This is a genomic window from Phenylobacterium sp. (genome assembly GCF_044358365.1).
GTDB lineage: Bacteria > Pseudomonadota > Alphaproteobacteria > Caulobacterales > Caulobacteraceae > Phenylobacterium.
In genome coordinates this window covers 39,447-62,538 of sequence record NZ_JBIKNZ010000003.1, presented here as the reverse complement: position 1 = coordinate 62,538, position 23,092 = coordinate 39,447, and the positions used below count along the sequence as shown (strand labels likewise).

Sequence of the window (23,092 nt, the reverse complement as noted above, 5' to 3'; positions counted from 1 at the left end):
AGCAGATGATCAGACAATCCATGTGCGCGGTGCTTGCGCTCAGCGCCACGCTTTCAGTCGCGAACGCGGCATTGGCCCAGGTGGCGGTGACGCCCGAGGTGGCGTTGAGATTCCTGGACGCCAACAAGGACGGGATGGTGACGCTCAACGATTATCTGAATGTCCAGATGCCGAAGATGACAGCCGGTGATCTCGATCAGAATGGCGAGCTGACCTACAAGGAGTTCAAGGAAACCCTGGAAGGCCGCGCCAGGACGAATGCCGAACAGAGTTTCAGGGCCTTCAACCGCGATGGTCGCGAGCGCACCATGAACCAGCGCGATTTCCTGAACTATCACGCCTATGTTTTCACAGGCATTCTCGATGGCGACAAGGACGGGTTCCTGACCGCGGGCGAGCTCGGCAAGGTCATGAGCCAAGACAGGTAGGCTGGCGTTGATCGCAATCAACGCCGTCTGCGATGGGATGACGTGCGCGCTGGGGCGCACTATGAACATCCCATGGCTCTCTCCTTCTTCCAGAACACCTTCGCCGGAAACCCCCTGAATCGCGCCAGCGAGCGACGGGGCGATGCGGGATGGCTTGCCGAACAGCTGCAGTCGCCCGACAGCCTCGGGCTGGCGCTGTGGAACGGTAAACCCCTCATCGAGAAGACCAAGGACGACGGCGCCCAGATCGCCTACCTGCCGGCGAAGCTGGTGGGTGAGCTGGCGGGCGGCCCCGAGCGGCTGCTGTTCATGGGCCTCTGGAAGGACACAGCCATCTTTGCCCTCGACATGGAGGGCGCCGCCGATCCCGCACAGGGACCCCTGCAGGGCCTGGGCGAGTTCAAGGATCTTCGGCAGGTCGCCATGCAGCTTCCGGGCACGGAGGCGGCGATCTGCGGGACCGCCAAACAGATGTTCGAGTGGCGCCGGCGTCACGGCTATTGCGCCGCCTGTGGTCAGCCCAGCGAGGCCGTGGACGGCGGGTGGAAGCGCAAGTGCCCGTCGTGCCAGGTCGAGCACTTCCCGCGCACCGATCCCGTCGTGATCATGCTGGCCTATCACGGCGAGCGTTGCATGCTGGGACGCCAGGAGATCTGGCCCGCTGGGATGTTCTCGGCCCTCGCCGGCTTCCTGGAGCCGGGCGAATCCATTGAGGAAGCCTGTGCTCGCGAACTGAACGAGGAAGCCGGTCTGCGAACCCGCCAGGTGCGGTATCACTCCACCCAGCCCTGGCCCTATCCGTCATCCCTGATGATCGGCCTGATCGCCGAGGTGGAGGACGACGAGGGCACGCCGGACCAGACCGAGCTCAGCGAAGTCCGCTGGTTCACCCGCGCCGAGGCTCGCGCCCTGATCGCCGGCCAGATCGAAGCCACCTTCGCGCCTGGGCCACTGGCGATCGCACACCAGCTCATCAAGGCGTGGGCGGAGGAAGCATAGGGATCTTGAGTGTGTTGTTCCCATTCGGGGAACATGCTAGAGCCCCGTCGTGCAGATCATCGCCAAACGGACGCTGATTGAGTTCTGGGCGCGTCATCCAGATGCCGAACGGCCCCTGCGCGCCTGGTACGGCCTGGTAGACAAGGCGCTCTGGACCGGCCCGGCAGACGTAAAGGCGATGTTCGGGACGACCGTCGACTTCGTGGCAGACAATCGCGTCGTCTTCGATATCGGCGGCAACAAGTACCGTCTCGTGATCCACGTCGCCTACTCCTACCGGCGCGTGCTGATCAAGTTCGTGGGAACCCATGCGGCATATGACCGCATCAATGTGGAGACCGTCTGATGGATGTTCGCGCCCTGCGCTCGGAGGCTGATTATGATTGGGCCCTCGGCGAGATCGCGGGATATTTTGTCGACCTGCCGGCGATGGGTAGCGAGGCTGCGGCGCGATTTGATGTGCTCGCAGATCTGATCGAAGCCTATGAGCGTCGTGCCTGGCCAATCGCCCCAGCAGAACCCCTGGACGCGATCCGCTATGCGATGGAGCTCAAGGGGCTTACTCAGACAGACCTTGCAAGCTTGCTGGGATCGCGGTCCCGGGCTTCGGAAGTGCTGAACGGGCGGCGTGGACTGACGCCGTCGATGATGGCCAAGTTGCACCGTCATTGGGGCGTGCCCGCCGAGAGCCTACTGCGTACCCTGGACGCCGCCTGACCCGCCGGAGCCAGGCTTTGGCTAAAGGACGGAACCTCAGGCCACCTTGGCCAATGTTCCCGCCAGATCGCCCTTCGGCTCCACCCGCACGGTCTCCAATCCCAGCCAGCCAGCCATCTGTTTCAACTCGGCGGCCAGTCGAACCGGGGTCTGGTCGTTGGCCCAGGGTTCGGCGTGGGAGGCTTGCACCAGGAGCGCGCCGGCCTTGCGGTCGGCCTTCAGATCCACGCGGGCGGTGATGGCGTCGCCTTCCAGGAACGGCAGCACATAGTAGCCGTGCTGGCGCTTCTCGGCGGGCACATAGATCTCGATCCGGTAGCGCACGCCGAAGATGCGTTCGGTGCGCTCGCGAAACCAGATCAGATTGTCGAAGGGCGAGAGGAGGGCGGTCGCCTCGATCTTCCGGGGGCGGCGCGCCGTAGGGTCGAGAAAGGCCGGCTCGGCCCAGCCCTTCACCGTCACCGGCAGCAAGGACCCGGCTTCCACCAGTTCTCCGACGCGCGCGCGGGTGTCCTCCAACCCCATCCGGAAATAGTCGCGCAGGTCGCGCATCGTGGCCACGCCCATGGCGCGGGCGGCGATCCGGATCAGCTGGCGCTGCGCCTCGTCGCGGGGCGGGGTGGGGGTCGCGACGACGGCTTTGGGCAGTACCCGGTGGGGCACATCATAGACTCGCTCGAAGGTTCCGCGCCGGGTGGCGGTGGTGAGTTCGCCGGTCCAGAATAGGCCCTCGACCGCGCGCTTGCCCTCGCTCCAGCCCCACCAGCCGCCCGCGCCCTTGGCGCCCAGCTCCAGTTCCGATGCTGACATGGGCCCGCGTGTGGCGATCTCGTCCAGCGCCCGGTCCACGAAATCGCGGCGCTCGCGCAGGAAACGCGCGATGCCCTTCCAGGCGCCAACGCCCTCCAGCGCGTCCGTCATCCGCCAGCGGAACAGCGGTTGACTGGAGAGCGGCAGCAGCGAGGCCTCATGGGCCCAGTACTCGAACAGCGGTCGCTTCTTCGACCAGGCAATGTCCTCCAGCATCTCTCGCGGATAGGCGCCCAGGCGCGAGTAGGCGGGCAAGTAGTGGGTGCGCGACACCACGTTCACGGAATCGATCTGGATCACGCCCAGCCGGTCGACCAGTTGCGTAAGTTGGCGTCGGCTGACGGGACCCTCGCGTGAGCCCCCGAACCCCTGGGCCGCCAGCGCGACCCGGCGAGCCTCTCCAGCGGTCAATGTATGTGCTGGCATCGATCCCCCTTAGTGAGCCGGCAGGAGGGCGGTCGTCATCGAACAAAGACCAAAAAAATCAGCTCGCCAACCCCAGCGCATCAATCGCCGCAACCCGCGCTTGCTCCATAGGCCCGGCGGCCTCTGCGGCCAGGCACTGGGCCAGTTCGGCGCGGTTCTTCACGCCCAGAACGATGGTGTCATAGTTGGCGAGGCTCAGCGCATAGTGGTGCGCCACCTGGGCGGGATCCTCACCCCAGGCGGCGCAGAGCTCGCGGAACGGCGCAGCGCGGGCGAAGTCGGCATTGTCAGGGCTGTTGGCCGACAGATCGCGGTCCACGCCTGAGGTCAGCGCCCCGGCCTGAACCGCGCGGATGCCCATGACGCCGACGCCCCGGGCCCTGGCCGCCGCCGCGATCGCGCGGGGTTGTGGCGCTTCGGCATAGCGCCTCAGCGCGCCAGGGCTATCCATCAGGTTGGCGATCACCTGCACCGCGTCGGGCTTCTGCGCCTGATCCAGCGCGGCGAGGATCGCAGTGGGCACGCCGATGCCGGTGATCCCCCAGCCGCCGATCCGGCCCTGGGCCTTCAGCTTCAGCATGGCCGGAACAACGTGGCCCTCATACAGCGACATCGCTGTCGAGAACGTATCCCGGCGCGCGTTGCCGTGGGCATATTCAAAGCCGTCGGCGTGCAGATTGGAATGCAGGAAAAAGAGGTCTACCCGCTCCAGCCCCATGGCGGACAGACTGGCCTCCAGCGAGGCGATCAGACGGGCTTCCACCTCCGCGGCAGGCGACGTGGCGAGGTAGTGCTTGGTCGTGACCTTGACGCCGGTCGGAAGTTTGCCGCCAAAGGTCTTGCCGATCAGGGCCTCGCAACTGCCGTAGATCGGCGCCGCATCCAGCACCGTGATCCCGGCTTCGAGGGCGGCCATCACTGTGGCCATCGCCTCCTCGTCGTTGGTCTCGCCCCAGATCTGGCCGATACCGCCGCCGCCCAGCGTCAGCCGACTGACCGGTCCCAGGGATCCCAGTGTCGAAGTCTGCATGCTCAGCGCTCCAGTCGGCCGTCGGAGAAAGCGGCGGTGTCAAAGGTATAGAGGACGTCGGGGTCCGGCTTCGGAACGCTCTTCGCCACTTCCGCAGGCGCCAGGGCATGCAGAAGGTGGCGCATGATCGCGGTGCGCGCCCGGGCCTTCTTGTCGGTGTGCACGATCACCCAGGGCGATTCTGCGGAGTGCGTTCGCGACAGCATCTCGTCGCGGGCCCGGGAATAGTCGTCCCACTTTTCCTGGGCGACGGCGTCCAGCGGGCTGATCTTGAGCGTCTTCAATGGATCTGTCTTGCGGGCCTCCAGACGGGTCGCCTGCTCCTTGCGAGAGATGTCCAGCCACAGCTTCACCATGCGCACGCCGTCGCCGATCAGCATGCGTTCGAACACGGGCGTCTCGTCCAGGAAGACAGCGTTCTGTTCCGGCGTACAGAAGCCCATCACCGGCTCTACCCCTCCACGATTGTACCAGGAGCGGTTGAGGATGACGAGCTCGCCGGCCGCCGGCAGGTGCGCCACATACCTTTGGAAATACCATTGGCTGCGCTCGCGCTCCGTGGGTTTGGGCAGGGCCACCACGCGGGTGTTGCGGACCGAGAGATACTCATTGATCCGCTTGATCGCCCCGTCCTTGCCGGCGGTGTCGCGGCCTTCGAAGACCACCAGGTCCCGGCGCCCCTGGGCGATAGCGTCCACCTGATATCGCACCAGGGCGACCTGCAGGGCTTCCAGTTCTTCGTCGTCGGAATTGGCCATGGCCCATTTAGACGCCTCGGAGTGATTTCGCCCAGCCCCAACCGTTGGTAGGGATGCGGTATGATCCGTCTCTACGTGCCGTATGATCTGGCGCCGGGCGCCCAGTTCACCCTCGATGAGGGCCAGAGCCGCTATCTGTCAGCTGTCATGCGCCAGACGGTGGGCGACACGCTGGCGGTGTTCAATGGCCGCGACGGTGAGTGGCGGGCTTCCGTCGCCAAGGTGGGAAAGCGGGCAGTCACGCTCACGGCGCTTTCCTGCGTACGCCCCCAGCACGTGGGCCCCGACCTCGATCTGATGATCGCCCTGGTCAAGCGCGGCCGGCTTGAAACCATCATCGAAAAGGCCGCAGAGCTGGGCGCGCGTCGCGTACGTCTGGTGACCACTGAACGCACCAACGCCGACCACATCCGCGTCGAGCGCCTGCGCGCCATTGCCATGGAAGCCACCGAACAGACCGGGCGGCTGGATGTTCCGCAGATTGCAGAGCCCGTTAAACTCGATCGCCTGCTGGCCGACTGGGACCCCGCGCGCCGCCTGCTGTTCTGCGACGAGGCGGGGGATGCGCCAACCGTGCTGGAGGCTGTCACCACGCCCGGCCCCTGGGCCATCCTGATTGGACCGGAGGGGGGCTTCTCCCCCGGGGAACGCGACCGGCTGCGGGCTTTACCCTATGCCGCCGCCGCCGCCCTGGGCCCCAGGATCCTCCGCGCCGACACCGCCGCCATCAGCGCATTGACGCTCTGGCAGGCGGCGGTGGGGGATTGGCGCTAATCCTCCCCGAACACGCTGTCCTCGGGCGCATCGGTAGGGCTTTCGAATTCCAGCCGGTAGCCGTCGGGGTCGTCGAAGCCGGCCAGCCACATGCCATTGCCCACTTCCGGAGGCGGGGCGTCCAGGCCACGTGCGGTCGCTTCGGTCCAGACGACCGTGGCGTCCTCGCAGGGGAAATAGATCGTCACCCCTTCGCCCACCGGGCCGGCGGCGATCCAGGCGTCCTGGCCCTTGGGTTTGAACTGCTGGAGCCGGAGCGTCGCCCCGCCCAGCTTCAGGCTGCACCATCGTAGTACGCCGCGGTCATCCCAGCGCTTGTCGATCTCGAAGCCGAGACCCTCCACGTAGAAGGCCAGCGAGGCCTTCATGTCCCGGACCCTGAAGTACGGGACGGCCTCCTTCACGTTCGCCGCGGCCATCATGTCTCCAGACTGTCTTTGCAAAGACCCTATAGCCCGCCCTTGAGCTTCACGGAATTGCGCCCACCTATCCTAACAGCGTAAAGACGCGACCGCGTGAGCCTCTTTGAGTGTTGCCGCGTTATCTCGGGGGAGGATTTACGAATGGCCGACGTGGTGAGCGATGATCGTCCCCTTGTCTTTGAAGACCTGGTGGGCTGGATGGCGGAGGGCGGAAAGCCCGCCAGCGCCTGGCGCGTAGGCGCCGAGCACGAGAAGTTCGTCTACCGCCTGGCCGACAATTCGCCGGTAGCCTACGAGCCTCGCGGCATCAAGGCGCTGCTGGACGGCCTGACCCGCTTCGGCTGGACCCCGGTTATGGAAGGCGAGTACGTCATCGCCCTGGAACGTGGGCTTGCTAATGTCAGCCTGGAGCCGGGCGGCCAGTTCGAGCTCTCGGGTGCGCCGCTGGAGACCGTCCACGACATCTGCGAGGAGACCGGTAACCACCTGGCCGAGGTCAAACAGGTGGCCGACGAACTGGGCCTCGGGTTCCTGGGGCTGGGCTACAGCCCGATCTGGCGGCGCGACCAGGTGCCGGTGATGCCCAAGGGCCGCTACAAGATCATGCGGGAATACATGCCCAAGGTGGGCAATCTCGGCCTCGACATGATGTTCCGCACCTGCACGGTGCAGGCCAACCTCGACTTCGCCGACGAGGCCGACATGGTGGCCAAGTTCCGCACCTCGCTGGCCTTGCAGCCGATCTGCACCGCCCTGTTCGCCAACTCGCCGTTCATCGAAGGTAAGCCGTCAGGCTTCGTTTCGGCCCGCGCCAATGTGTGGACCGATACCGATCCGGACCGGACCGGCATGCTGGATTTCGTGTTCCGCGAGGGCTTCAACTTCGAGACCTACGCCCGCTATGCGCTGAAGGTGCCGATGTATTTCGTAAAGCGCGGCGACCGCTACATCGACGTGGCTGGGCGCTCCTTCGTGGACTTCATGGAGGGCAAGCTGCCGGAGTTGCCGGGAGAGCGGCCGACAAGCAAGGACTGGGCCGACCACATGACCACCATCTTCCCGGAGGTCAGGCTCAAGAAATATCTGGAGATGCGCGGCGCCGACGCCGGACCCTGGAGCCGTCTCTGCGCCCTGCCGGCGCTGTGGATGGGGATTTTCTACGATGCGCCCGCGCTGGCGGCGGCCTGGGACCTCTGCAAGGACTGGCACATCGAGGACCATGAGCGCCTGCGCGCCGACGTGGCCCGGGTGGGCCTGAAGGCGCAGATCGCCGGGCGCAGCGTGCAGGACGTGGCGAAGGATATGCTGGCCATCTCGCGCTCGGGCCTGAAGAACCGCAACCGCCTGTCCGGCGGCATGGTGGACGAGACCGGCTACCTCTCCGAACTGGACCAGATCGCCGAGAGCGGGATCACGCCTGCCGAGCGTCTGCTGGAGCTCTACAACACCCGTTGGGAAGGCGACGCCAGCCGCGTGTTTGCGGACTTCGCCTACTAGGGTCTGAGCCCACGAAAAAAGGCCCGCGAAGGGCCCCCATCCAGACGAAAACGCCGCCGGTTATTGGACCGGCGGCGTTTCAAATTCCAAAGATCGCTCAGGCCGCGACCATCTTCCGGCGGTGACGCAGCGCAGCGCCGGCCAGGCCGAAACCGCAGATCATCAGCGCCCAGGCGCCGGGTTCCGGGACCACATTGCCGACCGTGAAGGCGTAGTAGTTGTCCGCGACCGGGTTTTTCCAGGAGATCGAGGTCACCGCGCCGCTGAACTGCAGCACGCCGTTGCCTTCCACGCCCACCGCGTTAGCTCCGGACAGGGTCAAGCCGCCGCCGCCATACTGCGTGGTGGGGCCACCGGCGACGATCGAGATTGAGGGACTGTCCAGGAAGTCAAACCTGGTGGCTATGCCGCCCCCTCCCAGGCTCCAGATCAGGAACACAGGGTTGATCAGGGCCTCGGAAAACGTGATCGTGTTCGTGGTTGCATCTTCGCCGCGGCCGCCGATCAGCTTCAGCGCGCCGTTGGCATTGGTGGGTACGTTGCCGACCGGACCGCCCAGGAAGGATGAGTTCGGAATGTAACCCTGGAACGAAGGAATGCTGCCCGGGAAAATCAGGCCTTCCTCCTCGCCTGAGTAGGTCACGTTCACGTCGCCCATCGTACCGGCGGTGTTGGAGGCCCATTGTGTCCACACGACGGTCGCCGCCTGGGCTGCAGGGCTGATCAATAGTGCCACAGTCGCACAAGCCACGGCGCCTGCCATCCTGAAATTCATCTCGTTCTCCCGTAATCAGGCGACCCGCATCCCGTGGGCGCTCTTCGACTTGCGTTAACTATACACCTAAAGTCGGGAGCCAGAAGCGGTTTTCCCGGAGAGGAGAGTAAGGGGGGCCTGCGGTTGTGTCTGACCTTCCAGGCGACGCGGCTGCGCAGCCCTGGACGATTTGATCTGCAAGTAGGTATCAAGCTGCGCCCTTTCAGGCGTGGAGACCAAAAATCTCCGGAAAGGCAGGAAGGCAGCAACATTATCCCCTGTTTCGGCACGAATTCATTGGATGCGATACAGACATTCTCCCGCCCGCCCTCCATTCTGGAGCCAGTTCAGGACCACAGGCGATCCCATGTTCAAGGCTTTCACACAGCACCCTGGAACGGTCGGCGAGACCTATTTCGAGCATCTGGCCTCGGCGAGCGGCTATGCGGCGACGATGGCCGCAGGCGCCATAGCCTGCCTGCTGCACGGCATCTTTCCGTTCGCGTTTCAGGCCTCGGGCAGTCGGCGGATCCGCGAACTGCACCACCGGATGGTGACGCATCGCACCGCCGGCAAGACCCGGCCGGAGCCGGGCCTAACGGGCTGGTGTCCCGAGATCTGAGGTCTCGCTACCAGATGTTCACGCGCTGCTCCGGCGGGATGTAGAGCTTGTCGCCGGGCTTGATATCCCAGGCGTCGTACCAGGCCTGGATGTTTCGAATTGGGCCCATCACCCGGTAGAACGACGGCGCGTGCGGACCGGTGGCGATCTGACGGCGGGTGAAGTCCTCCCGGGCCTTGCTGCGCCAGGCCTGGGCGTAACCCAGGAACACCCGCTGATCGCCGGTGAACCCGTCGATCACGGGCGCCGGGGCGCCCTTCAATGAAGCGCGATAGGCGTCCAGCGCCAGCTTCAGTCCACCCAGGTCCGCGATGTTCTCGCCAAGGCTCAGGGCGCCCTGCACCCTCACGCCGGGAAAAGGCTCAAAGGCGTCAAACTGCGCGGTGAGCCGGCCAGCCTGCGCCTTGAACTTGGCGTCGTCCTCCGGTTGCCACCAGTCGGTCAGGACGCCGCCGGCATCGGCCTTGCGGCCCTGATCGTCGAAACCGTGAGTGATCTCATGGCCGATCACCGCGCCGACAGCCCCGTAGTTCACCGCCGGGTCCGCGTCCGGATCAAAGAACGGCGGCTGCAGGAACGCGGCGGGGAAGGCGATCTCGATGTTGAACGTGTGATAGTAGGCGTTGACGGTCTGCGGCGTCATGCCCCACTCGGTCCGATCCACCGGCTTGTCAAAGCGGGCGACCTGGCGTCGCCACTCGAAGACACTGGATCGCATGGCGTTGCCGTAGAGGTCGTCCGGCTTCATCTCTAGCGCGGAATAGTCCAGCCACTGGTCCGGATAGCCAATTTTCAGACCCAGGCGGTCCAGCTTCTCCAGTGCCTTGGCCTTGGTGGCGGGGCCCATCCACGCCAGGTTCTCGATCCGGCCGCGCATGGCGCTACGGACGTTTGTCACCAACTCCAAGGCCTTGACCTTGGTCTCCGGCGGGAAGTAGCGGGCGACATAGACCTTGCCGACCGACTCGCCGAGCGCGCCGTCCATCCAGCGTGCGGCCCGCTTCCAGCGCGGCGCCAATTCCTTCTGACCGGTCAGTTCCTTGCCCTGGAACTCAAAGCGCGCGTCGACGAACCGCTTGGAGAGGTAGGGCGCGGCGCCATCGGTCAGGTGGAACGCCTGCCAGGCCTTCAGCGTGTCCACCGGCGTGGCCGCATAGATCGCGGTGATCTTCGGGAAGGCCGGCTTGCTCCAGACAATGATCTTGTCGGCTTTCGGCAGGTCGGCCGCGGCCAGATAGGACTTCCAGTCGAAGTCGGGCGTATAGGCGGCCAGCTCGGCCGGGGTCATCGGATTGTAGGTTTTGTCACGGTCACGCTGCTCGACGCGGGTCATGCTGACCTCGGCCATTTTCGTCTCGAAGGCCACGATGGCCCTGGCGCTCTCGGCCGGCTTTTCCCAGCCGATCATCGTCAGCATCCGGGCGATATAGGCCTCGTACTTGACCTTCTTGTCGGCGAAGCTGGCCTGCAGGTAGTAGTCGCGGTCAGGCAGGCCCAACCCCGAATTCGACGTTAGCAGCACGTAGCGGTCCGGCGCCTTGGCATCGAAGGAGATCTGCACCGGCAGGACCGAGGTAAATCCCGTGGTGTTCGACTTCGCCATCAGGGCGGTGAAGTCGGCCCGGGTCTTCACCTTGCGGATCATCGCCAGCTCTGGCGCCAAGGGCTTGGCGTCCAGGGCTTCGACGCGGGCTTCATCCATGAAAGCGCCATAGGCTGCGGCGATCCTAGCCGCGTCGGGGTGGTCCAGCTTGCCGGCGGCGGCCTCTTCCAGAATGGCACGGACGCGAGCTTCCGAAAGCACCTGCAGCGTATCGAATGACCCATACCGGACGCGGTCGGCCGGGATTTCCGTTCGCTCGGCCCATTTGCCGTTGGCGAAGGCATAGAAGTCATCGCCGGGCTTCACCGAGCGATCCATCCCGCTGAGGTCAAAACCCCAGGTTCCGAACTTCGGTGAGACGAGCGACTCGGCGGTCGCGCCGCCCGTCGGGCTGGCAGCCGCCGTGACCTGCGCGTCGGGCGCCTGGTCGTGCGTGTCATGCGCCTGTGCTGCGCCTGTGGAAAGGGCCAATAGCGCGGCGGCGCTGGTCGCCATCACGCGGGTGCGGAACATCTGGGCCATGGATTTTCTCGTTGAGGTTGCAGTGGATGTGGTGCCTGCGTTAACGCGAATTGAGACAAATCTGTGGCTTTGCCAGTCCAGCATTCATTACAGTTCTGTCAGACTTGACCTGCCAGCCTGCGCCGGTGATGGGTTGGACGCTCAGGAGACTCAACATGGTCCGGTTCACGGTCGCTCTTTTCGCCCTGGCGCTCGCCCTCCCGGCCGCCGCGGCCCCGCCGCCGCGCGTCAGCATCAGTGACTACGGCCAGCTCAAGACACCGCTGCCCTATCCGTATGATGAGGCCGCCAACGCGTCGGCCCAGACGGACAAGGCCCTGGCGAGGGCCAAGGCGGGTAAGAAGCTTTTGATGATCAAGATGGGCGGAAACTGGTGCGGCGACTGCCGGATCCTGCAGGCCACCATGGATCTGCCCGAGATGAAAGCCTTCCTGGGCCGCCACTACGAGATGATCAGCATTGACGTGGGCCGCATGGACAAGAACCTGCAGGTGCCCGCCCGCTTCGGCGTGAAGGACAAGCTGGAAGGTGTGCCCGCGATCCTGATCGTCGACCCCGCCAGCGGCAAGCAACTGGTCGCCCGCGCCGACGTGGCCGCTCTGGCCGACGCGCGCCACATGACCCCCCAGGCCCTGGCCAACTGGCTGGCGAAGTATACGCGGTAGGAAACAATGACCGATTCTCAGTTGCAGCCCGTCACCGCCCTGCACTGGGGGGTGAAGACGAGCTTCCGGGGTTACGTGGCGATGATGGGCGGCGTGACCGAGGTCGGTGGCGGCGCCGACATCGCCCCGGACGGCGGGTTCACCTTTGCCGCCGCGCCCGACAGCGACCTTGGGCTTGCCGTGGATGGGTCACTGACAGGTCAGGGCCGGTTTTTGGGCGAGGTGCGGTTCGAGGCGCACGGCGGCATGCTGAAGGTGTTCCTGGCCGATCCGGCGATCGAGATCTCCGAGACCGGCGCTGTCCTGACGGTCGCCGACAGCGCGGCGCGGACCCGCCGCGTCGAAATCGCAAAGCTGGATCTGGCGGCGATAACTGGGGGCGAGCCAAGCGAGACGTTGATACCCGCCTCGCTGACAATGGATGGGAGCTTCGTGCTCGGTGACCACTATCCACCGACGACGGCACTGGATCCCGCCAGGCTCACTGTCGCGGCGCGCTGACCGCCGCGCTCAGTCCGCCCGATACACCACCTTGCCGTCCACTACCGTCAGCACGGCCCGGCCCTTGGGGATATCGGCTTCCGGCGCCGTCATCAGATCGACCGAGAAGGCTGACAGGTCGGCGATCTTGCCCACCTCGATCGTGCCCAGCTCGTTCTCGGCGAAGCTGGCCCAGGCGGCCTCCGAGGTAAACAGTTTCAGCGCTTCGGCGCGGGAGAGTTTCTGTTCCGGTTGCCAGTCGGGCGCCGAGAACCCGCTGAGGTCCTTGCGGGCCACGGCGGCATAGAACTCGATCAGGGGATCGCCGCGTTCTACCGGCGCGTCGGATCCGCCCACCACACGGGCCCCGGCCTTCAGCATGTCCTTCCAGGCGTAGGCGCCGGCCAGCCGGGCCTCGCCCAGGCGCGCGGGGGCAAAGTGCAGGTCACCGATAGCATGGCTGGGCTGCATCGAGGCGATCACGCCCATCGTAGCGAAGCGCGGGATATCGGCGGGCCGCACGATCTGGGAATGCTCGATCCGCCAGCGCAGCTTCGATGCGTCCTGCCCGGCGTAGAGGTCCAGCACATTGGCGTTGCCGCGATCTCCGATAGCGTGGGTGGCGACCTGGATGCCGGCAGCCCTGGCCCTGGCCATGGTGGCGCGCATGGTCTCGGGCGACGTCAGCACCAGGCCGCTGGTGGCGGGCGCGTCGGCGTAGGGGGCGAACAGCGCCGCCCCGCGGGACCCCAGAGCCCCGTCCTCGTATAGCTTGATCGCCCGCGTGGTGATCCGCCCGGATCTGGAGGCGCGCGGACCTGTGGTGAACAGTGGCCCGGCCTGGTCGCCGTCGACGGCGTTGTACACCCGCAAGGCCGCCTTGCCCTCGGCGTCCATCGCTTCCAGCAGCGGCACATCGGCCCAGTCGACGCTCATGGAATGGACGCCGGTCCAGCCATAGGCCGCTTCCACCTTGAAGGCCGCCTCGAAGGCTGCCCGGCGATCCGCCCCGGTCGGGGCGGTCCGGAGCTTGCGGATCAGACCCATGGCGTTGTCCACGAATACGCCCGTGAGGCGACCCTGGGCGTCCTTCAGGATCGCGCCGCCGTCGGGCGCCGGCGTAGCCTCGGTGATCCCGGCGGCCTTCAGCGCGGCAGTATTGGCGGTGAGCGCGTGGCCGTCTGCGCGCACCAGGATCACGGGCTGATCGGGCGCGATCGGGTCCAGATCGTCGCGGTTGAGGAACCGGCCCTCGGGCCATCCGGTTTCGATCCAGCCGCGCCCGAACACGGGTCCCGCCGGCTTGCGCTGGGCCAGGTAGGCCTTCACCCGCGCCGTAGCCTCTGCGGCGGATTTCGAGCCTTCCAGGTTCAGGCTCAGCTCGCGCTCCCCGATCCCGCGCAGGTGGGCGTGTCCATCGGTAAAGCCCGGAAACAGCGCTGCGCCCTTCAGGTCGATCACCTGGGTGTTCGGGCCCAGCTTCGCCTGGGCGCCAGCCTTCGACCCCACATAGACGATCTTGCCGCCAGCGACCGCGACCGCGTCCACGGCCTTCGGCGCAACCCCGGTATAGACCGGCCCGCCCCAGATCATCAGGTCGGCCGGCTGGGCGGTGGCGGGGGTGGCCAGGAGGGTGGCGAGGAGGAAAAGACGGCGGTTCATCCCGTCAGGCTAAGGCCTCCGGCACGCCACCGCCAGTCGCCAGGCGCGCAGAATTGTCGGCAAGACCGACTTGACGCAAAAGCATGCAGGGTCTTCGAAAGCTGTCTGATCAGGAGCGCTTGCCGTGACACCCGACGAGATGAAAGCCATCGTGATGTCGTTCCCCGGCGCCGAGGAGGGGATGAGCTATGGCAGCCCCGCCTTCAAGGTGAACGGCAAGTTCTTCACCCGTCTGCGGCGCGACGACGCCAGCGTGGTGCTGATGGATGTCAGCGCGGACGAGCGCGACATGCTGATGGAGGCCGAACCCGGCACGTTCCACATCACGCCGCACTACAAGGACTATCCCAGCGTGCTCGCCCGCATCGAGACCCTGCACCCCGGCTCGTTCCGGAACTTTCTGGAGCGCCGGTTCCGGAAGGTGGCGAAGAGGAGCGTGGTGAAGGCGTGGGAGGCGGAACGGGCCGCCTAGAATTCGTCCTCGACGGCTGATCGAAATTTTCCATCACCTCGTGCATTTGCTCCTCTGGCGAAATTTCGAGCTCACTCACGGCCACCGGCGCGACGGCCGCCGTCAGCCACCCTTCCACGGCGCCGTGCTGCACCAGCATCAACGCCTCACCGTCGCCGAGGACGCTCAGCAAGGCCGCAATCTTCGGCGGCAGGTCGTCAAGATCGAGGTGGGTATGTCGCCATCCTAGACCGCTTCCGGCGAGACGGGTACACCGCCGCATGGCCTATAAATCCCTGCGCGAATTCCTGGACAAGCTGGAGGCGGCCGGCGAGCTGGTCCGCGTGACCGAGCCGGTCTCCACCGTCCTTGAGATGACCGAGATCCAGCGGCGACTGCTGCGCGATGGCGGACCCGCCGTGCTGTTCGAGAATGTCATCCGGGCCGACGGCGAGCCCTCGTCGATGCCCTGCCTCGTGAACCTGTTCGGCACGGTGAAACGGGTGGCCATGGGGGTTACCCTGGAGGGGCGCGAACGCACCACCGCCGAAGAGCTGCGCGAGGTGGGTGAACTGCTGGCCTTCCTGCGTCAGCCCGAACCGCCGCGCGGGATCAAGGACGCCATGGAGATGCTGCCGCTGGCCCGCACCGTGATGTCCATGCGACCCGCCACGGTGAAGAAGGCGCCGGTGCAGGAGATCGTGCTGAAAGGCGACGACATCGACCTGAGGAAATTGCCGATCCAGACCTGCTGGCCGGGGGAGCCTGCGCCCCTGATCACGTGGCCGCTGGTGGTCACCAAGGGTCCGTCGGACAAGCGCGAGGACAACTACAATCTCGGCATCTATCGCATGCAGGTGCTGGACAAGAACCGCACCGTCATGCGCTGGCTGGCCCATCGCGGCGGCGCCCAGCATCACCGGCGCTGGAAGGCCGAGGGCAAGCGCGAGCCGCTGCCCGCCTGCGCGGTGATCGGCGCCGATCCTGGTACAATCGTGGCTGCCGTGACGCCGGTGCCGGACACCCTGTCGGAATACCAGTTCGCGGGCCTGCTGCGCGGCTCGAAGCTGGACCTCGTGCCCGCCAAGACCGTGCCGCTGATGGTGCCGGCCCAGGCGGAGATCGTGCTGGAAGGCCATGTGCTGCTGGATGACTACGCCGATGAAGGGCCCTACGGCGACCACACCGGCTACTACAATTCCGTCGAGAAGTTCCCGATCTTCCAGGTGACCGCGATCACCATGCGGAGGAACCCGATCTATCTGACCACCTTCACGGGCCGCCCGCCGGATGAGCCCAGCGTGCTGGGCGAGGCCTTGAACGAGGTGTTCATTCCCCTGTTGCAGCAGCAGTTCCCGGAGATCGTCGACTTCTGGCTGCCGCCGGAAGGCTGCAGCTACCGGATCGCCGTCGTCTCGATGAAGAAGGGCTACCCGGGGCACGCCAAGCGCGTGATGATGGGCGTCTGGAGCTATCTGCGGCAGTTCATGTATACCAAGTGGGTCATCGTCGTGGACGACGACATCAACGCCCGCGACTGGAAGGACGTCATGTGGGCGCTGTCCACCCGCATGGATCCGGCTCGCGACATCACCGTGATCGAGAACACCCCCATCGACTATCTGGACTTCGCCTCGCCGGAGAGCGGCCTGGGCTCCAAGATCGGGCTGGACGCCACCAACAAATGGCCGCCCGAGACCCATCGCGAGTGGGGTGAGAAGCTCGGCATGGACGAGGCCACCATCGCGGCGGTCACGGAGAAGTGGTCCAGATTGGGCCTGCCGGGGGATGGACGACCGGTAGAATGAGGTAAGGAGGCAAAATGGACCCCCAAGCTTCAGCACACGCCGCCGCCCTCTGGACCGGCCTGCATCTGATCCTCCTGCTTGTGCTCTCGGTGCTGGTGACCCGCCAGCGGCGCAAGCATCATGTCGAGATCGGCGACGGCGGCGTTCCAGCGCTGAACCAGGCCATTCGTGCGTTTGGAAATGCGACGGAGTATGTTCCCGCCGCGCTGATCGGACTGGCTGTTCTCGCTCTGGCCAGCGCCATGCCGCTGTTGATCCACCTGATAGGATTTATGCTGCTGACGGGACGGGTGATGCACGCCGCCGGCCTGTCTCGCAGCGCGGGCGTCTCCTGGCTGAGGACGGCGGGCGTGCTGGCGACGTGGATCGCCTACATCGCGCTGGCTGCGTCATTGTTGTTCTACGCGGTGCCGTAGGGTTGTTCCGAAGAGCCCGGTCGGCCATATCCCTCAGATGAACGAGACTCTTCTGAACGACGTCGTGGTCGCCGCCTTGAAGGCGGGCGCCGACGCCGCCGAAGCTGTGGGTGCTGAGCGACGCAGCCTTTCCATCGGGGTGCGCAACGGGGCGCTTGAGGAAGTGGAGCGCGAGGAATCGCGGGATCTGGGCCTGCGCGTCTTCATCGGCCAGCGCCAGGCGACTGTGTCCGGCTCCGACATTTCGGCGGAAGCGCGCGCAAAACTGGTCGCCCGCGCCGTGGCCATGGCGCGGCTGGCCCCCGAGGATCCCTATGGCGGACTGGCCGATCCGGACCGGTTGGCGCGGGGACCCTTGCCTGACCTTGACCTGTATGACCCCACCGAACCCTCGCCGCTGGAGCTCGAGGACCGGGCCCGCGCGGCCGAAGCGGCGGCGCGGGAAGTGCCGAAGGTGACCAACTCCGACGGCGGCAGCGGCTCCTGGTCATCGTCGCAATGGACCATGGTGACCAGCAGCGGGTTCGCAGGCGTCCACCGGGCCTCGGGCTTTGCTATTGGCGCCTCGGCCATCGCCGGAGATGAGGACGGCATGGAGACCGGCTACGATGGCCGTTCCGCCCGTTGGCAGGCCGATTTGCCTTCGCCCGAGAGCCTTGGCGCTGAAGCCGGTCGCCGGGCAGCGTCGCGACTTGGCGCTCGCAAGATTGCGTCAACCACCGCGCCAGTGATCTTCGAGAACCGTCTGGCGGGATCGCTGCTCAGTCCGCTGATCGGCGGAATCTCCGGGCCGTCCATCGCGCGCGGCACCTCGTTCCTGAAGGACAAGCTTGGACAGCAGCTTTTCGCCAAAGGGATCGTGATCTCGGACGATCCGCACCGCCTGCGAGGTCTCGGCTCATCTCCCTTCGATGACGAGGGTGTGGCCAATGGGGCCCGCAACCTGATCGACGACGGGGTCCTGACCACCTGGCTGCTGAATTCCTCCTCGGCGCGGCAACTGGGCCTCACCACCACCGGCCACGCCTCGCGCGGCCTGGCCGGACCGCCGGGCGTCTCGACATCGAACCTGACTTTCCATCCGGGCGATCGCGATCTGGCCGGTCTGATGCAGGACGCCAGGGCGGGCCTGCTGGTGACCTCGATGTTCGGTCCCTCGCTCAATGGCAACACCGGCGACTGGTCGGTGGGGTGTTCGGGCTTCTGGTTCGAGGCGGGCGAGATCGCCTATCCGGTCAACGAGATCACTGTCGCGGGTAACCTGCTGGATATCTTTGCGCGCGTTGTGCCTGGCGCGGATCTCGAGATCCGGGGGTCTGCCAATTCGCCGTCCCTGCTGGTCGATGGGCTGGCCATCGCGGGGCTATGACCCTCGATCTGGCGCTGATCACCGAGGCCGCACATGCCGCCGGCGCGCTGGCGCGGGATATACGCAGGAAGGGTCTGCAGGTCGAGTACAAGGATGACCGCAGCCCGGTCACCGACGCCGATCTGGCCACTGACGCCCTGCTGACCGAACGTCTGCGCGCGGCGCGGCCAGACTACGGCTGGTTGTCGGAAGAGACCGCTGACGCCACTCACCGTCTGGATTGTCGCCGCATCTTCGTGGTCGATCCTATCGATGGCACGCGGGCCTTCCTCAATGACCGGCCCTGGTGGTCAGTGGCTATCGCCATCGTCGAGGACGGTTTGGCGGTGGCCGGCGTGGTCTATGCGCCGGAGTTTGAGCAGACCTATGTCGCCACCGCCGGCGGCGGCGCCCGGTTGAACGGTGAGCCGATCCAACCCAGCTCTGCCCTGTTGCTGGAAGACTGCCGGATGGCGGGCGATCCGTCGCTTTTCAGACATCCGGCCTGGCCGCAGCCATGGCCGAACATGAGGGTAGAGCCCAGAAACTCCACGGCCTATCGCATGTGCCTGGTGGCCTCCGGAAATTTCGACGCGGCGGTCGCACCAGTGCGAAAAAGTGACTGGGATGTCGCCGCAGGCGATCTTATTGCCCGCGAGGCTGGATGTTTTGTCGGGGATCACCTGGGCGCCGCGTTTCGCTACAATCGCCCACGGCCGTCGCAGGCCAGCCTGATCTGCGCTACCCCGGCGTTGGCCCCATTGATCCTGGACCGCGTTCGGCATATTGGCGCATCCAGATGATTTCATTTGAAACGGCCTGACCATGCCGCACAGACAATTGCTCCACCTCGTCATAGGCGGGGAACTGAAATCCCTCGAGGGAACGCCGGAGTTCAGCGATCTGACCAAGGTCGATCTGGTCGGCGCCTATCCGACCTATGACGACGCGGTTCGCGCCTGGCGGGCCAAGGCTCAGCAGACCGTCGACAACGCCCTGATGCGCTACTTCATCATCCATGCGCACAAGCTTCTGGCGCCGGACGCCGGCGAACACGAAGGCTGAGCCTAACGCCCTTGCGCCGCCATTGGTTCGGTATCCTGATCGGCGGCTGTCGTCACAGGGTTGTCCGCTCCTGTTGACCAGCGACCCAGCATGTTCAACAGCTGCTCGGGGCTGATCGGTTTGCCAAGATGGTCGTCCATCCCGGCTTCGAGGCAGCGCGCGACCTGTTCCGGAAGCACATTAGCCGTCAGGGCGATGATGGGCACACGCCCGCCATCCACTGCTTCGGCGGCGCGAATGCGGCGTGTTGCGGTCAGGCCGTCCATGTTTGGCATCTGGACGTCCATCAGGATCAGGTCGTAGGCCGCCCTTGCTGCGGCCTCAACAGCCTCGACGCCGTCGTTGGCGGTCTCGATATCCACGTCAAAGGGCTCGAGAAGGGCGCATACCAGCTCGCGGTTCACCGGGTTGTCGTCGACCAGCAACAGCCGCAGCGCCTGGCCGGTTTCCATCGCGGGCGTGGCTTCTGGCTCTCCCATGCGCGCTGCCTCCGCCGCCGGCATGACAACCTCGAACCAGAAATTTGAACCCTTTCCGGGCTCACTCTCCACGGCGATCTGTCCGCCCAGCGCTTCGATGATCCGCCGCGAGATCGCCAGACCCAGGCCCGTGCCGCCATACTGGCGTGACACCGAAGCGTCAGCCTGGGTGAAACGTCCGAATATGCCCTCGATCTGGTCGGAAGGAATTCCGATCCCCGTGTCACGCACCGACATGCGCAGCTTGCGCTGATCACCCACCGCGGCTTGCCGGATCACAACCTTGATTTCGCCTGAGGCCGTGAACTTCACGGCGTTGGACAACAGATTGGTCAGTACCTGGCGAAGACGCGCGCCGTCGCCCAGCAGGCTACCCTTAAAGCCGTCTGCTTCCACCGAGAGGTAGAGGTCCTTGGCGGCGGCCTGGTTGGCCAGCAACGCGACGGTGGATTGGGCCATCGACAACGGGTCGAAGGGATGGGCGTCGAGCTCCACAGCTCCGGCTTCCAGCCGGGAAAAATCAAGCACGTCGTTGACCACGCTCAAGAGGTTCTCGCTGGCGTCGCAGATGATGCCCACCTGGCGAGCGTGGATGGGGTTGAGATCCTGGGCGCCCTTCAGAAGGCTGGAGAAGCCGACGATGGCGGTGAGCGGCGTCCGCAGCTCATGGGTCATGTTCGCGAGGAAGTCGGACTTGGCCTTGAGCGCTGCCTTCGCATCATCCAGCGCGCGGTGCAGTTCCCGCTCCAGCTGCTTGCGTTCGGTCGCCACGCGGCCCGTGGAGAGCATGCGGCCACTTCCGTCATTCAGCCGCTGGAACGTCCCTTCCACCCAGACGATGGAGCCATCCCTGTGAAACAGGCGATAGTCGGCGTTATGCAGGCCGTCCTCAGGCGTAAGATCCTTGAAGATGGACCGGATCAGTTCGACATCGTCGGGATGAGGCGCCGCGAAATTCGGGAGCTTGGCCCGGTCCTCCAGCGTGTATCCGAACGCGCGAACGACAGAAGGCGAGCTGTAGATCGGGCTTCCGTCCGGCCCCCAGAGCGCGATCATGTCGCTCTGGTTGTCGGCCAACAGCCTGTAGAGGGTCTCACTTTCCCGCGACCGCTCGAGGGCGCGCTCAGCTTCGGCCTTGTGGCGGATGAGATCCTCGAAGCCCCGTGCATTGCCGAACTGCAGGTAGCGGGCGTTGGCGACAAAAACGACGCCGAGGGCGGCGAACAACAAGGGCGTCTGCCCTTCGCCGATGGCATAGAGGTTCCAGACCAATGCCACCGCAGCCGCAGGGGCGGTGGCCAGGAACATGTGTCGATGCAGGCTATGCTGCGCGCCGACTGTCAAAAGAATGCCAGCGGCCAGAGTGACGCCAACCAGCTGGGGTACAGCGCCTCCCGGGATTGTGAAAAAGCAGGGCAAGGCCGCCAGGGTGCTGAGTGCGGCGGACAGGCCGATCAACTCGGCCTGAAGTCTGTTGTAGATCGCCGCATTGAGGCAGCCCAGAACCTTCTGCGCCCGACGCCACCAGACCATCAGCGCGACCTCGCCCGCTGCATAAGTCAAGGCCCATAGCGCGGCCAGGACAGGAGACCAGACCTCGAAGACTGTCGTCGCCCCGGCGACAAGAGCAATACTGACCAATCGAACCGCCAACTGGTCGCCGTAGGTACGGTTGTAGTAGGTCTCCAGGGTCGTCCCGTAGACCGAGTTGAAGGCATTGGAGTTTTCCACGCCCTTAGTGTGACAGAAGCCCGTAAAAGTTTTCTGAAACCGCCAAATCTCGGAATGGTTGTGGTTGCTCGTCAGATTGGCTTTTTCGCTGTAGGCCTTTGCGATGTCCATACGCACCGCACCGCTTCGCCGCCTGATCGATCTGCCCGGCGTAAAGGATCTCGAGTTCCGGGCCGTTATGAAACGCGACTTCGCCGAACCGGAAGCCCGAATGGAGTTCCCGGAGATTGACGCCTGCGCCCACGCCCTGTTCGGCCTGACCAATGACGACGCCGAAAGCGCTGTACGCCCCGCTGACTGAGACAACATCGAACTCAAGACCGTGGCTGTTCAGGTGGCGGCGTTCGAGGATGCCGGGTGGGACGTCACCGATGACAAGCGCCGACCTCTGCGCGTTCTGGCCCATTTCAATCAGCCGCTTTGGTTGGCGATCAGAGGTGTGGCCGGCGCCCTGCCTTTCCAGTCCGATAGCGGTGAGCCAGAGGCCTGGGTTTCGAAGCTGGAGGCCGAGGCCAAGCGGTTCCGGAAGCGGTAGGGCGACGATCCGGGCCGTTGATCTGGATCAAGGCGGCGCGGCCTCTGGATGGGATAGTCTGGAATCACAATCTGGAGCGACGACCTCGCATGGACCGCCGCTTTGGCATGGTCGTCCTGACGCTCGGCCTGAGCGCCTGTGCGACGCAGGATGCGCGCAAGCACGATGACCCGGTCGCGCGCGGCCATCACATCGCTCAGCGGGCATGCGCCACCTGTCATGCGATAGAGAAGGGCGACGCCACCAGCCGCGCCCGCCGCGCCGCGCCGTTTGCAAGCCTCGAAATGCGACATACGGTCGGATTGGAAGGTCGACTGGCCGACCTGACCAGCAAGGGTCACTACAGCATGGCGCCTGTCGTGCTCACGGTCGGCGAGCTGGCAGATCTACGGGCATATATCGAGAGCCTCCACACCCACTGATCGGTGTGAAACCCTATCGGGCGGCGCGGCGAGCGCGGCGGACGGCGGCGGACAAGGCACGGTTTTCGAGGCCCCCCTGGATGAGTAAGGGACCAACCAGATAGGCCGGCGTTCCCTGCAGGCCCAGGCCGAACGCCTGCAGATTGTGGTGGCCCAGCTGGGCGTCAATGTCAGCCGCGTAGGCGGCCTGATCGGCCCGGAGCCGGGTGACGTCCAGCCCGGCGGCGGCGGCGATCGCGTCAATCCTGGGCGGATCCAGAGGGCCGCGGCTGGCCATCAGCGCCCGGTGAAACGGAAGATAGCGGTCCTGGTAGCGCGCAGCCAGCGCCGCATGAGCTGCGGCCGTGGAGTCCGGGCCGCGAATGGGCCAGTCCTTGAAGGTCACCCGGACTCTTGGGTCGGTAGCCAGAAGGCGATCCAGCGCCGGCGCCGTCGACTGGCAGATCCCGCAGCGATAGTCGGTGAACACCACGATAGTGACATCGGCATTCGCCGGGCCTGCCCGGGGCGACCCCGGATCGTCGAGAACCGAGGCGACTACCGGAGTCCGTGACAGCGGCTGCGGCGACTGCGGCAGGTTCTGCAGCACCCAGGATACGGCGAACCCCAGGAGCAGCACGCCGGCCAGCATCAGCCCTGAGTGTCGAGGCGCCGGCGCTCCGGCCACC

28 protein-coding genes are annotated in these 23,092 nt (G+C 65.5%); 19 read left to right on the top strand and 9 right to left on the bottom strand.

What is annotated here, in order from left to right; translation table 11 throughout:
* The first annotated feature begins 5 nt into the window (after positions 1-5).
* The 4 genes from ACIQ3B_RS01745 to ACIQ3B_RS01730 all read left to right on the top strand — a co-directional run bounded on the left by ACIQ3B_RS01745 (position 6) and on the right by ACIQ3B_RS01730 (position 2,144).
* On the top strand, positions 6-428 hold the full coding sequence (locus tag ACIQ3B_RS01745) for a hypothetical protein (RefSeq protein ID WP_397399565.1): 423 nt from the start codon (positions 6-8) through the stop codon (positions 426-428).
* 72 nt (positions 429-500) lie between these two features.
* Positions 501-1,427, top strand: a complete 927-nt coding sequence (gene nudC / locus ACIQ3B_RS01740) for an NAD(+) diphosphatase (RefSeq protein ID WP_397399563.1) — start codon at positions 501-503, stop codon at positions 1,425-1,427.
* A 49-nt stretch (positions 1,428-1,476) separates the two neighbouring features.
* Entirely contained in the window at positions 1,477-1,773 is a 297-nt protein-coding gene (locus ACIQ3B_RS01735) for a type II toxin-antitoxin system HigB family toxin (RefSeq protein WP_397399561.1), read from the top strand.
* Positions 1,773-2,144: a type II toxin-antitoxin system HigA family antitoxin gene (locus ACIQ3B_RS01730; RefSeq protein ID WP_397399559.1), complete on the top strand. Its 372-nt coding sequence runs from the start codon at positions 1,773-1,775 to the stop codon at positions 2,142-2,144. The genes ACIQ3B_RS01735 and ACIQ3B_RS01730 overlap by 1 nt, the downstream gene beginning before the upstream one ends.
* A 36-nt stretch (positions 2,145-2,180) precedes the next feature.
* Here the strand turns inward: ACIQ3B_RS01730 and ACIQ3B_RS01725 are convergent, their stop codons facing one another.
* Genes ACIQ3B_RS01725 through ppk2 form a run of 3 tightly spaced genes read right to left on the bottom strand, consistent with a single transcriptional unit; the run spans position 2,181 to position 5,168 of the window.
* Positions 2,181-3,380, bottom strand: coding sequence for a winged helix-turn-helix domain-containing protein (locus ACIQ3B_RS01725; protein ID WP_397399557.1), 1,200 nt, complete (start codon positions 3,378-3,380; stop codon positions 2,181-2,183).
* Positions 3,381-3,438: 58 nt separating this feature from the next.
* Positions 3,439-4,410 carry an aldo/keto reductase gene (locus ACIQ3B_RS01720; protein WP_397399555.1) on the bottom strand — a complete coding sequence of 324 codons (972 nt, stop codon included), beginning with the start codon at positions 4,408-4,410 and terminating at the stop codon, positions 3,439-3,441.
* Positions 4,411-4,412: 2 nt separating this feature from the next.
* Complete coding sequence (ppk2, locus tag ACIQ3B_RS01715; RefSeq protein WP_397399553.1) at positions 4,413-5,168, bottom strand: polyphosphate kinase 2; 756 nt, start codon at positions 5,166-5,168, stop codon at positions 4,413-4,415.
* Between the two features lie 60 nt (positions 5,169-5,228).
* On the opposite strand from ppk2, the gene ACIQ3B_RS01710 reads away from it, so the two are divergent.
* The gene (locus ACIQ3B_RS01710; protein WP_397399551.1) at positions 5,229-5,942 is read left to right on the top strand and encodes a 16S rRNA (uracil(1498)-N(3))-methyltransferase; all 714 of its coding nucleotides are present in this window, start codon (positions 5,229-5,231) and stop codon (positions 5,940-5,942) included.
* Here the strand turns inward: ACIQ3B_RS01710 and ACIQ3B_RS01705 are convergent.
* Complete coding sequence (locus ACIQ3B_RS01705; RefSeq protein WP_397399549.1) at positions 5,939-6,361, bottom strand: VOC family protein; 423 nt, start codon at positions 6,359-6,361, stop codon at positions 5,939-5,941. The genes ACIQ3B_RS01710 and ACIQ3B_RS01705 overlap by 4 nt on opposite strands.
* A 144-nt stretch (positions 6,362-6,505) precedes the next feature.
* Here ACIQ3B_RS01705 and ACIQ3B_RS01700 point away from each other — a divergent pair, with 144 nt between their 5' ends.
* A complete protein-coding gene (locus ACIQ3B_RS01700; protein ID WP_397399547.1) occupies positions 6,506-7,861 on the top strand; it encodes a glutamate--cysteine ligase in 1,356 nt (451 codons plus the stop codon).
* Positions 7,862-7,958: 97 nt separating this feature from the next.
* On the opposite strand, the gene ACIQ3B_RS01695 is transcribed toward ACIQ3B_RS01700, so the two are convergent.
* Positions 7,959-8,636, bottom strand: a complete 678-nt coding sequence (locus ACIQ3B_RS01695) for a PEPxxWA-CTERM sorting domain-containing protein (RefSeq protein ID WP_397399545.1) — start codon at positions 8,634-8,636, stop codon at positions 7,959-7,961.
* A gap of 346 nt (positions 8,637-8,982) precedes the next feature.
* Between ACIQ3B_RS01695 and ACIQ3B_RS01690 the strand changes: the two genes are divergently transcribed.
* The gene (locus ACIQ3B_RS01690) at positions 8,983-9,237 is read left to right on the top strand and encodes a DUF6356 family protein (protein ID WP_397399543.1); all 255 of its coding nucleotides are present in this window, start codon (positions 8,983-8,985) and stop codon (positions 9,235-9,237) included.
* A gap of 7 nt (positions 9,238-9,244) precedes the next feature.
* Here ACIQ3B_RS01690 and ACIQ3B_RS01685 read toward each other — a convergent pair whose 3' ends face one another.
* Complete coding sequence (locus ACIQ3B_RS01685) at positions 9,245-11,362, bottom strand: M13 family metallopeptidase (protein WP_397399541.1); 2,118 nt, start codon at positions 11,360-11,362, stop codon at positions 9,245-9,247.
* Positions 11,363-11,517: 155 nt separating this feature from the next.
* Here ACIQ3B_RS01685 and ACIQ3B_RS01680 point away from each other — a divergent pair, with 155 nt between their 5' ends.
* Both ACIQ3B_RS01680 and ACIQ3B_RS01675 read left to right on the top strand, forming a co-directional pair.
* On the top strand, positions 11,518-12,027 hold the full coding sequence (locus ACIQ3B_RS01680; RefSeq protein WP_397399539.1) for a thioredoxin family protein: 510 nt from the start codon (positions 11,518-11,520) through the stop codon (positions 12,025-12,027).
* A 6-nt stretch (positions 12,028-12,033) separates the two neighbouring features.
* Positions 12,034-12,528: an HtaA domain-containing protein gene (locus ACIQ3B_RS01675; protein WP_397399537.1), complete on the top strand. Its 495-nt coding sequence runs from the start codon at positions 12,034-12,036 to the stop codon at positions 12,526-12,528.
* A 9-nt stretch (positions 12,529-12,537) separates the two neighbouring features.
* On the opposite strand, the gene ACIQ3B_RS01670 is transcribed toward ACIQ3B_RS01675, so the two are convergent.
* Positions 12,538-14,169: an amidohydrolase gene (locus tag ACIQ3B_RS01670; protein WP_397399535.1), complete on the bottom strand. Its 1,632-nt coding sequence runs from the start codon at positions 14,167-14,169 to the stop codon at positions 12,538-12,540.
* Between the two features lie 124 nt (positions 14,170-14,293).
* On the opposite strand from ACIQ3B_RS01670, the gene ACIQ3B_RS01665 reads away from it, so the two are divergent.
* The 7 genes from ACIQ3B_RS01665 to ACIQ3B_RS01635 are packed head-to-tail and all read left to right on the top strand — an operon-like array spanning position 14,294 to position 19,257.
* Positions 14,294-14,641 (top strand): MmcQ/YjbR family DNA-binding protein, encoded by a 348-nt coding sequence (locus tag ACIQ3B_RS01665; protein ID WP_397399533.1) that lies wholly within the window; start codon positions 14,294-14,296, stop codon positions 14,639-14,641.
* A gap of 40 nt (positions 14,642-14,681) precedes the next feature.
* On the top strand, positions 14,682-14,870 hold the full coding sequence (locus ACIQ3B_RS01660) for a hypothetical protein (protein WP_397399531.1): 189 nt from the start codon (positions 14,682-14,684) through the stop codon (positions 14,868-14,870).
* A gap of 31 nt (positions 14,871-14,901) precedes the next feature.
* Positions 14,902-16,428, top strand: coding sequence for a UbiD family decarboxylase (locus ACIQ3B_RS01655; RefSeq protein WP_397399529.1), 1,527 nt, complete (start codon positions 14,902-14,904; stop codon positions 16,426-16,428).
* 14 nt (positions 16,429-16,442) lie between these two features.
* Complete coding sequence (locus ACIQ3B_RS01650) at positions 16,443-16,844, top strand: MAPEG family protein (RefSeq protein ID WP_397399527.1); 402 nt, start codon at positions 16,443-16,445, stop codon at positions 16,842-16,844.
* A gap of 37 nt (positions 16,845-16,881) precedes the next feature.
* A complete protein-coding gene (locus ACIQ3B_RS01645; RefSeq protein WP_397399525.1) occupies positions 16,882-18,213 on the top strand; it encodes a TldD/PmbA family protein in 1,332 nt (443 codons plus the stop codon).
* On the top strand, positions 18,210-18,995 hold the full coding sequence (locus tag ACIQ3B_RS01640; RefSeq protein ID WP_397399523.1) for an inositol monophosphatase family protein: 786 nt from the start codon (positions 18,210-18,212) through the stop codon (positions 18,993-18,995). Before ACIQ3B_RS01645 ends, ACIQ3B_RS01640 begins: the two co-directional genes overlap by 4 nt.
* Positions 18,996-19,017: 22 nt before the next feature.
* The gene (locus tag ACIQ3B_RS01635; protein WP_397399521.1) at positions 19,018-19,257 is read left to right on the top strand and encodes a DUF4170 domain-containing protein; all 240 of its coding nucleotides are present in this window, start codon (positions 19,018-19,020) and stop codon (positions 19,255-19,257) included.
* A 2-nt stretch (positions 19,258-19,259) separates the two neighbouring features.
* Here the strand turns inward: ACIQ3B_RS01635 and ACIQ3B_RS01630 are convergent, their stop codons facing one another.
* Positions 19,260-21,578: an ATP-binding protein gene (locus ACIQ3B_RS01630; RefSeq protein WP_397399520.1), complete on the bottom strand. Its 2,319-nt coding sequence runs from the start codon at positions 21,576-21,578 to the stop codon at positions 19,260-19,262.
* Here ACIQ3B_RS01630 and ACIQ3B_RS01625 point away from each other — a divergent pair.
* The 3 genes from ACIQ3B_RS01625 (at position 21,571) to ACIQ3B_RS01615 (ending at position 22,424) form a co-directional block, all read left to right on the top strand.
* The gene (locus tag ACIQ3B_RS01625; protein ID WP_397399519.1) at positions 21,571-21,768 is read left to right on the top strand and encodes a hypothetical protein; all 198 of its coding nucleotides are present in this window, start codon (positions 21,571-21,573) and stop codon (positions 21,766-21,768) included. The two genes, ACIQ3B_RS01630 and ACIQ3B_RS01625, sit on opposite strands and share 8 nt — an antisense overlap.
* A gap of 21 nt (positions 21,769-21,789) precedes the next feature.
* On the top strand, positions 21,790-22,002 hold the full coding sequence (locus ACIQ3B_RS01620) for a hypothetical protein (RefSeq protein WP_397399517.1): 213 nt from the start codon (positions 21,790-21,792) through the stop codon (positions 22,000-22,002).
* Positions 22,003-22,091: 89 nt separating this feature from the next.
* Positions 22,092-22,424: a c-type cytochrome gene (locus ACIQ3B_RS01615; RefSeq protein WP_397399515.1), complete on the top strand. Its 333-nt coding sequence runs from the start codon at positions 22,092-22,094 to the stop codon at positions 22,422-22,424.
* Positions 22,425-22,437: 13 nt separating this feature from the next.
* On the opposite strand, the gene ACIQ3B_RS01610 is transcribed toward ACIQ3B_RS01615, so the two are convergent.
* Positions 22,438-23,091, bottom strand: a complete 654-nt coding sequence (locus tag ACIQ3B_RS01610) for a DsbA family protein (RefSeq protein ID WP_397399513.1) — start codon at positions 23,089-23,091, stop codon at positions 22,438-22,440.
* Position 23,092: the final 1 nt, after the last annotated feature.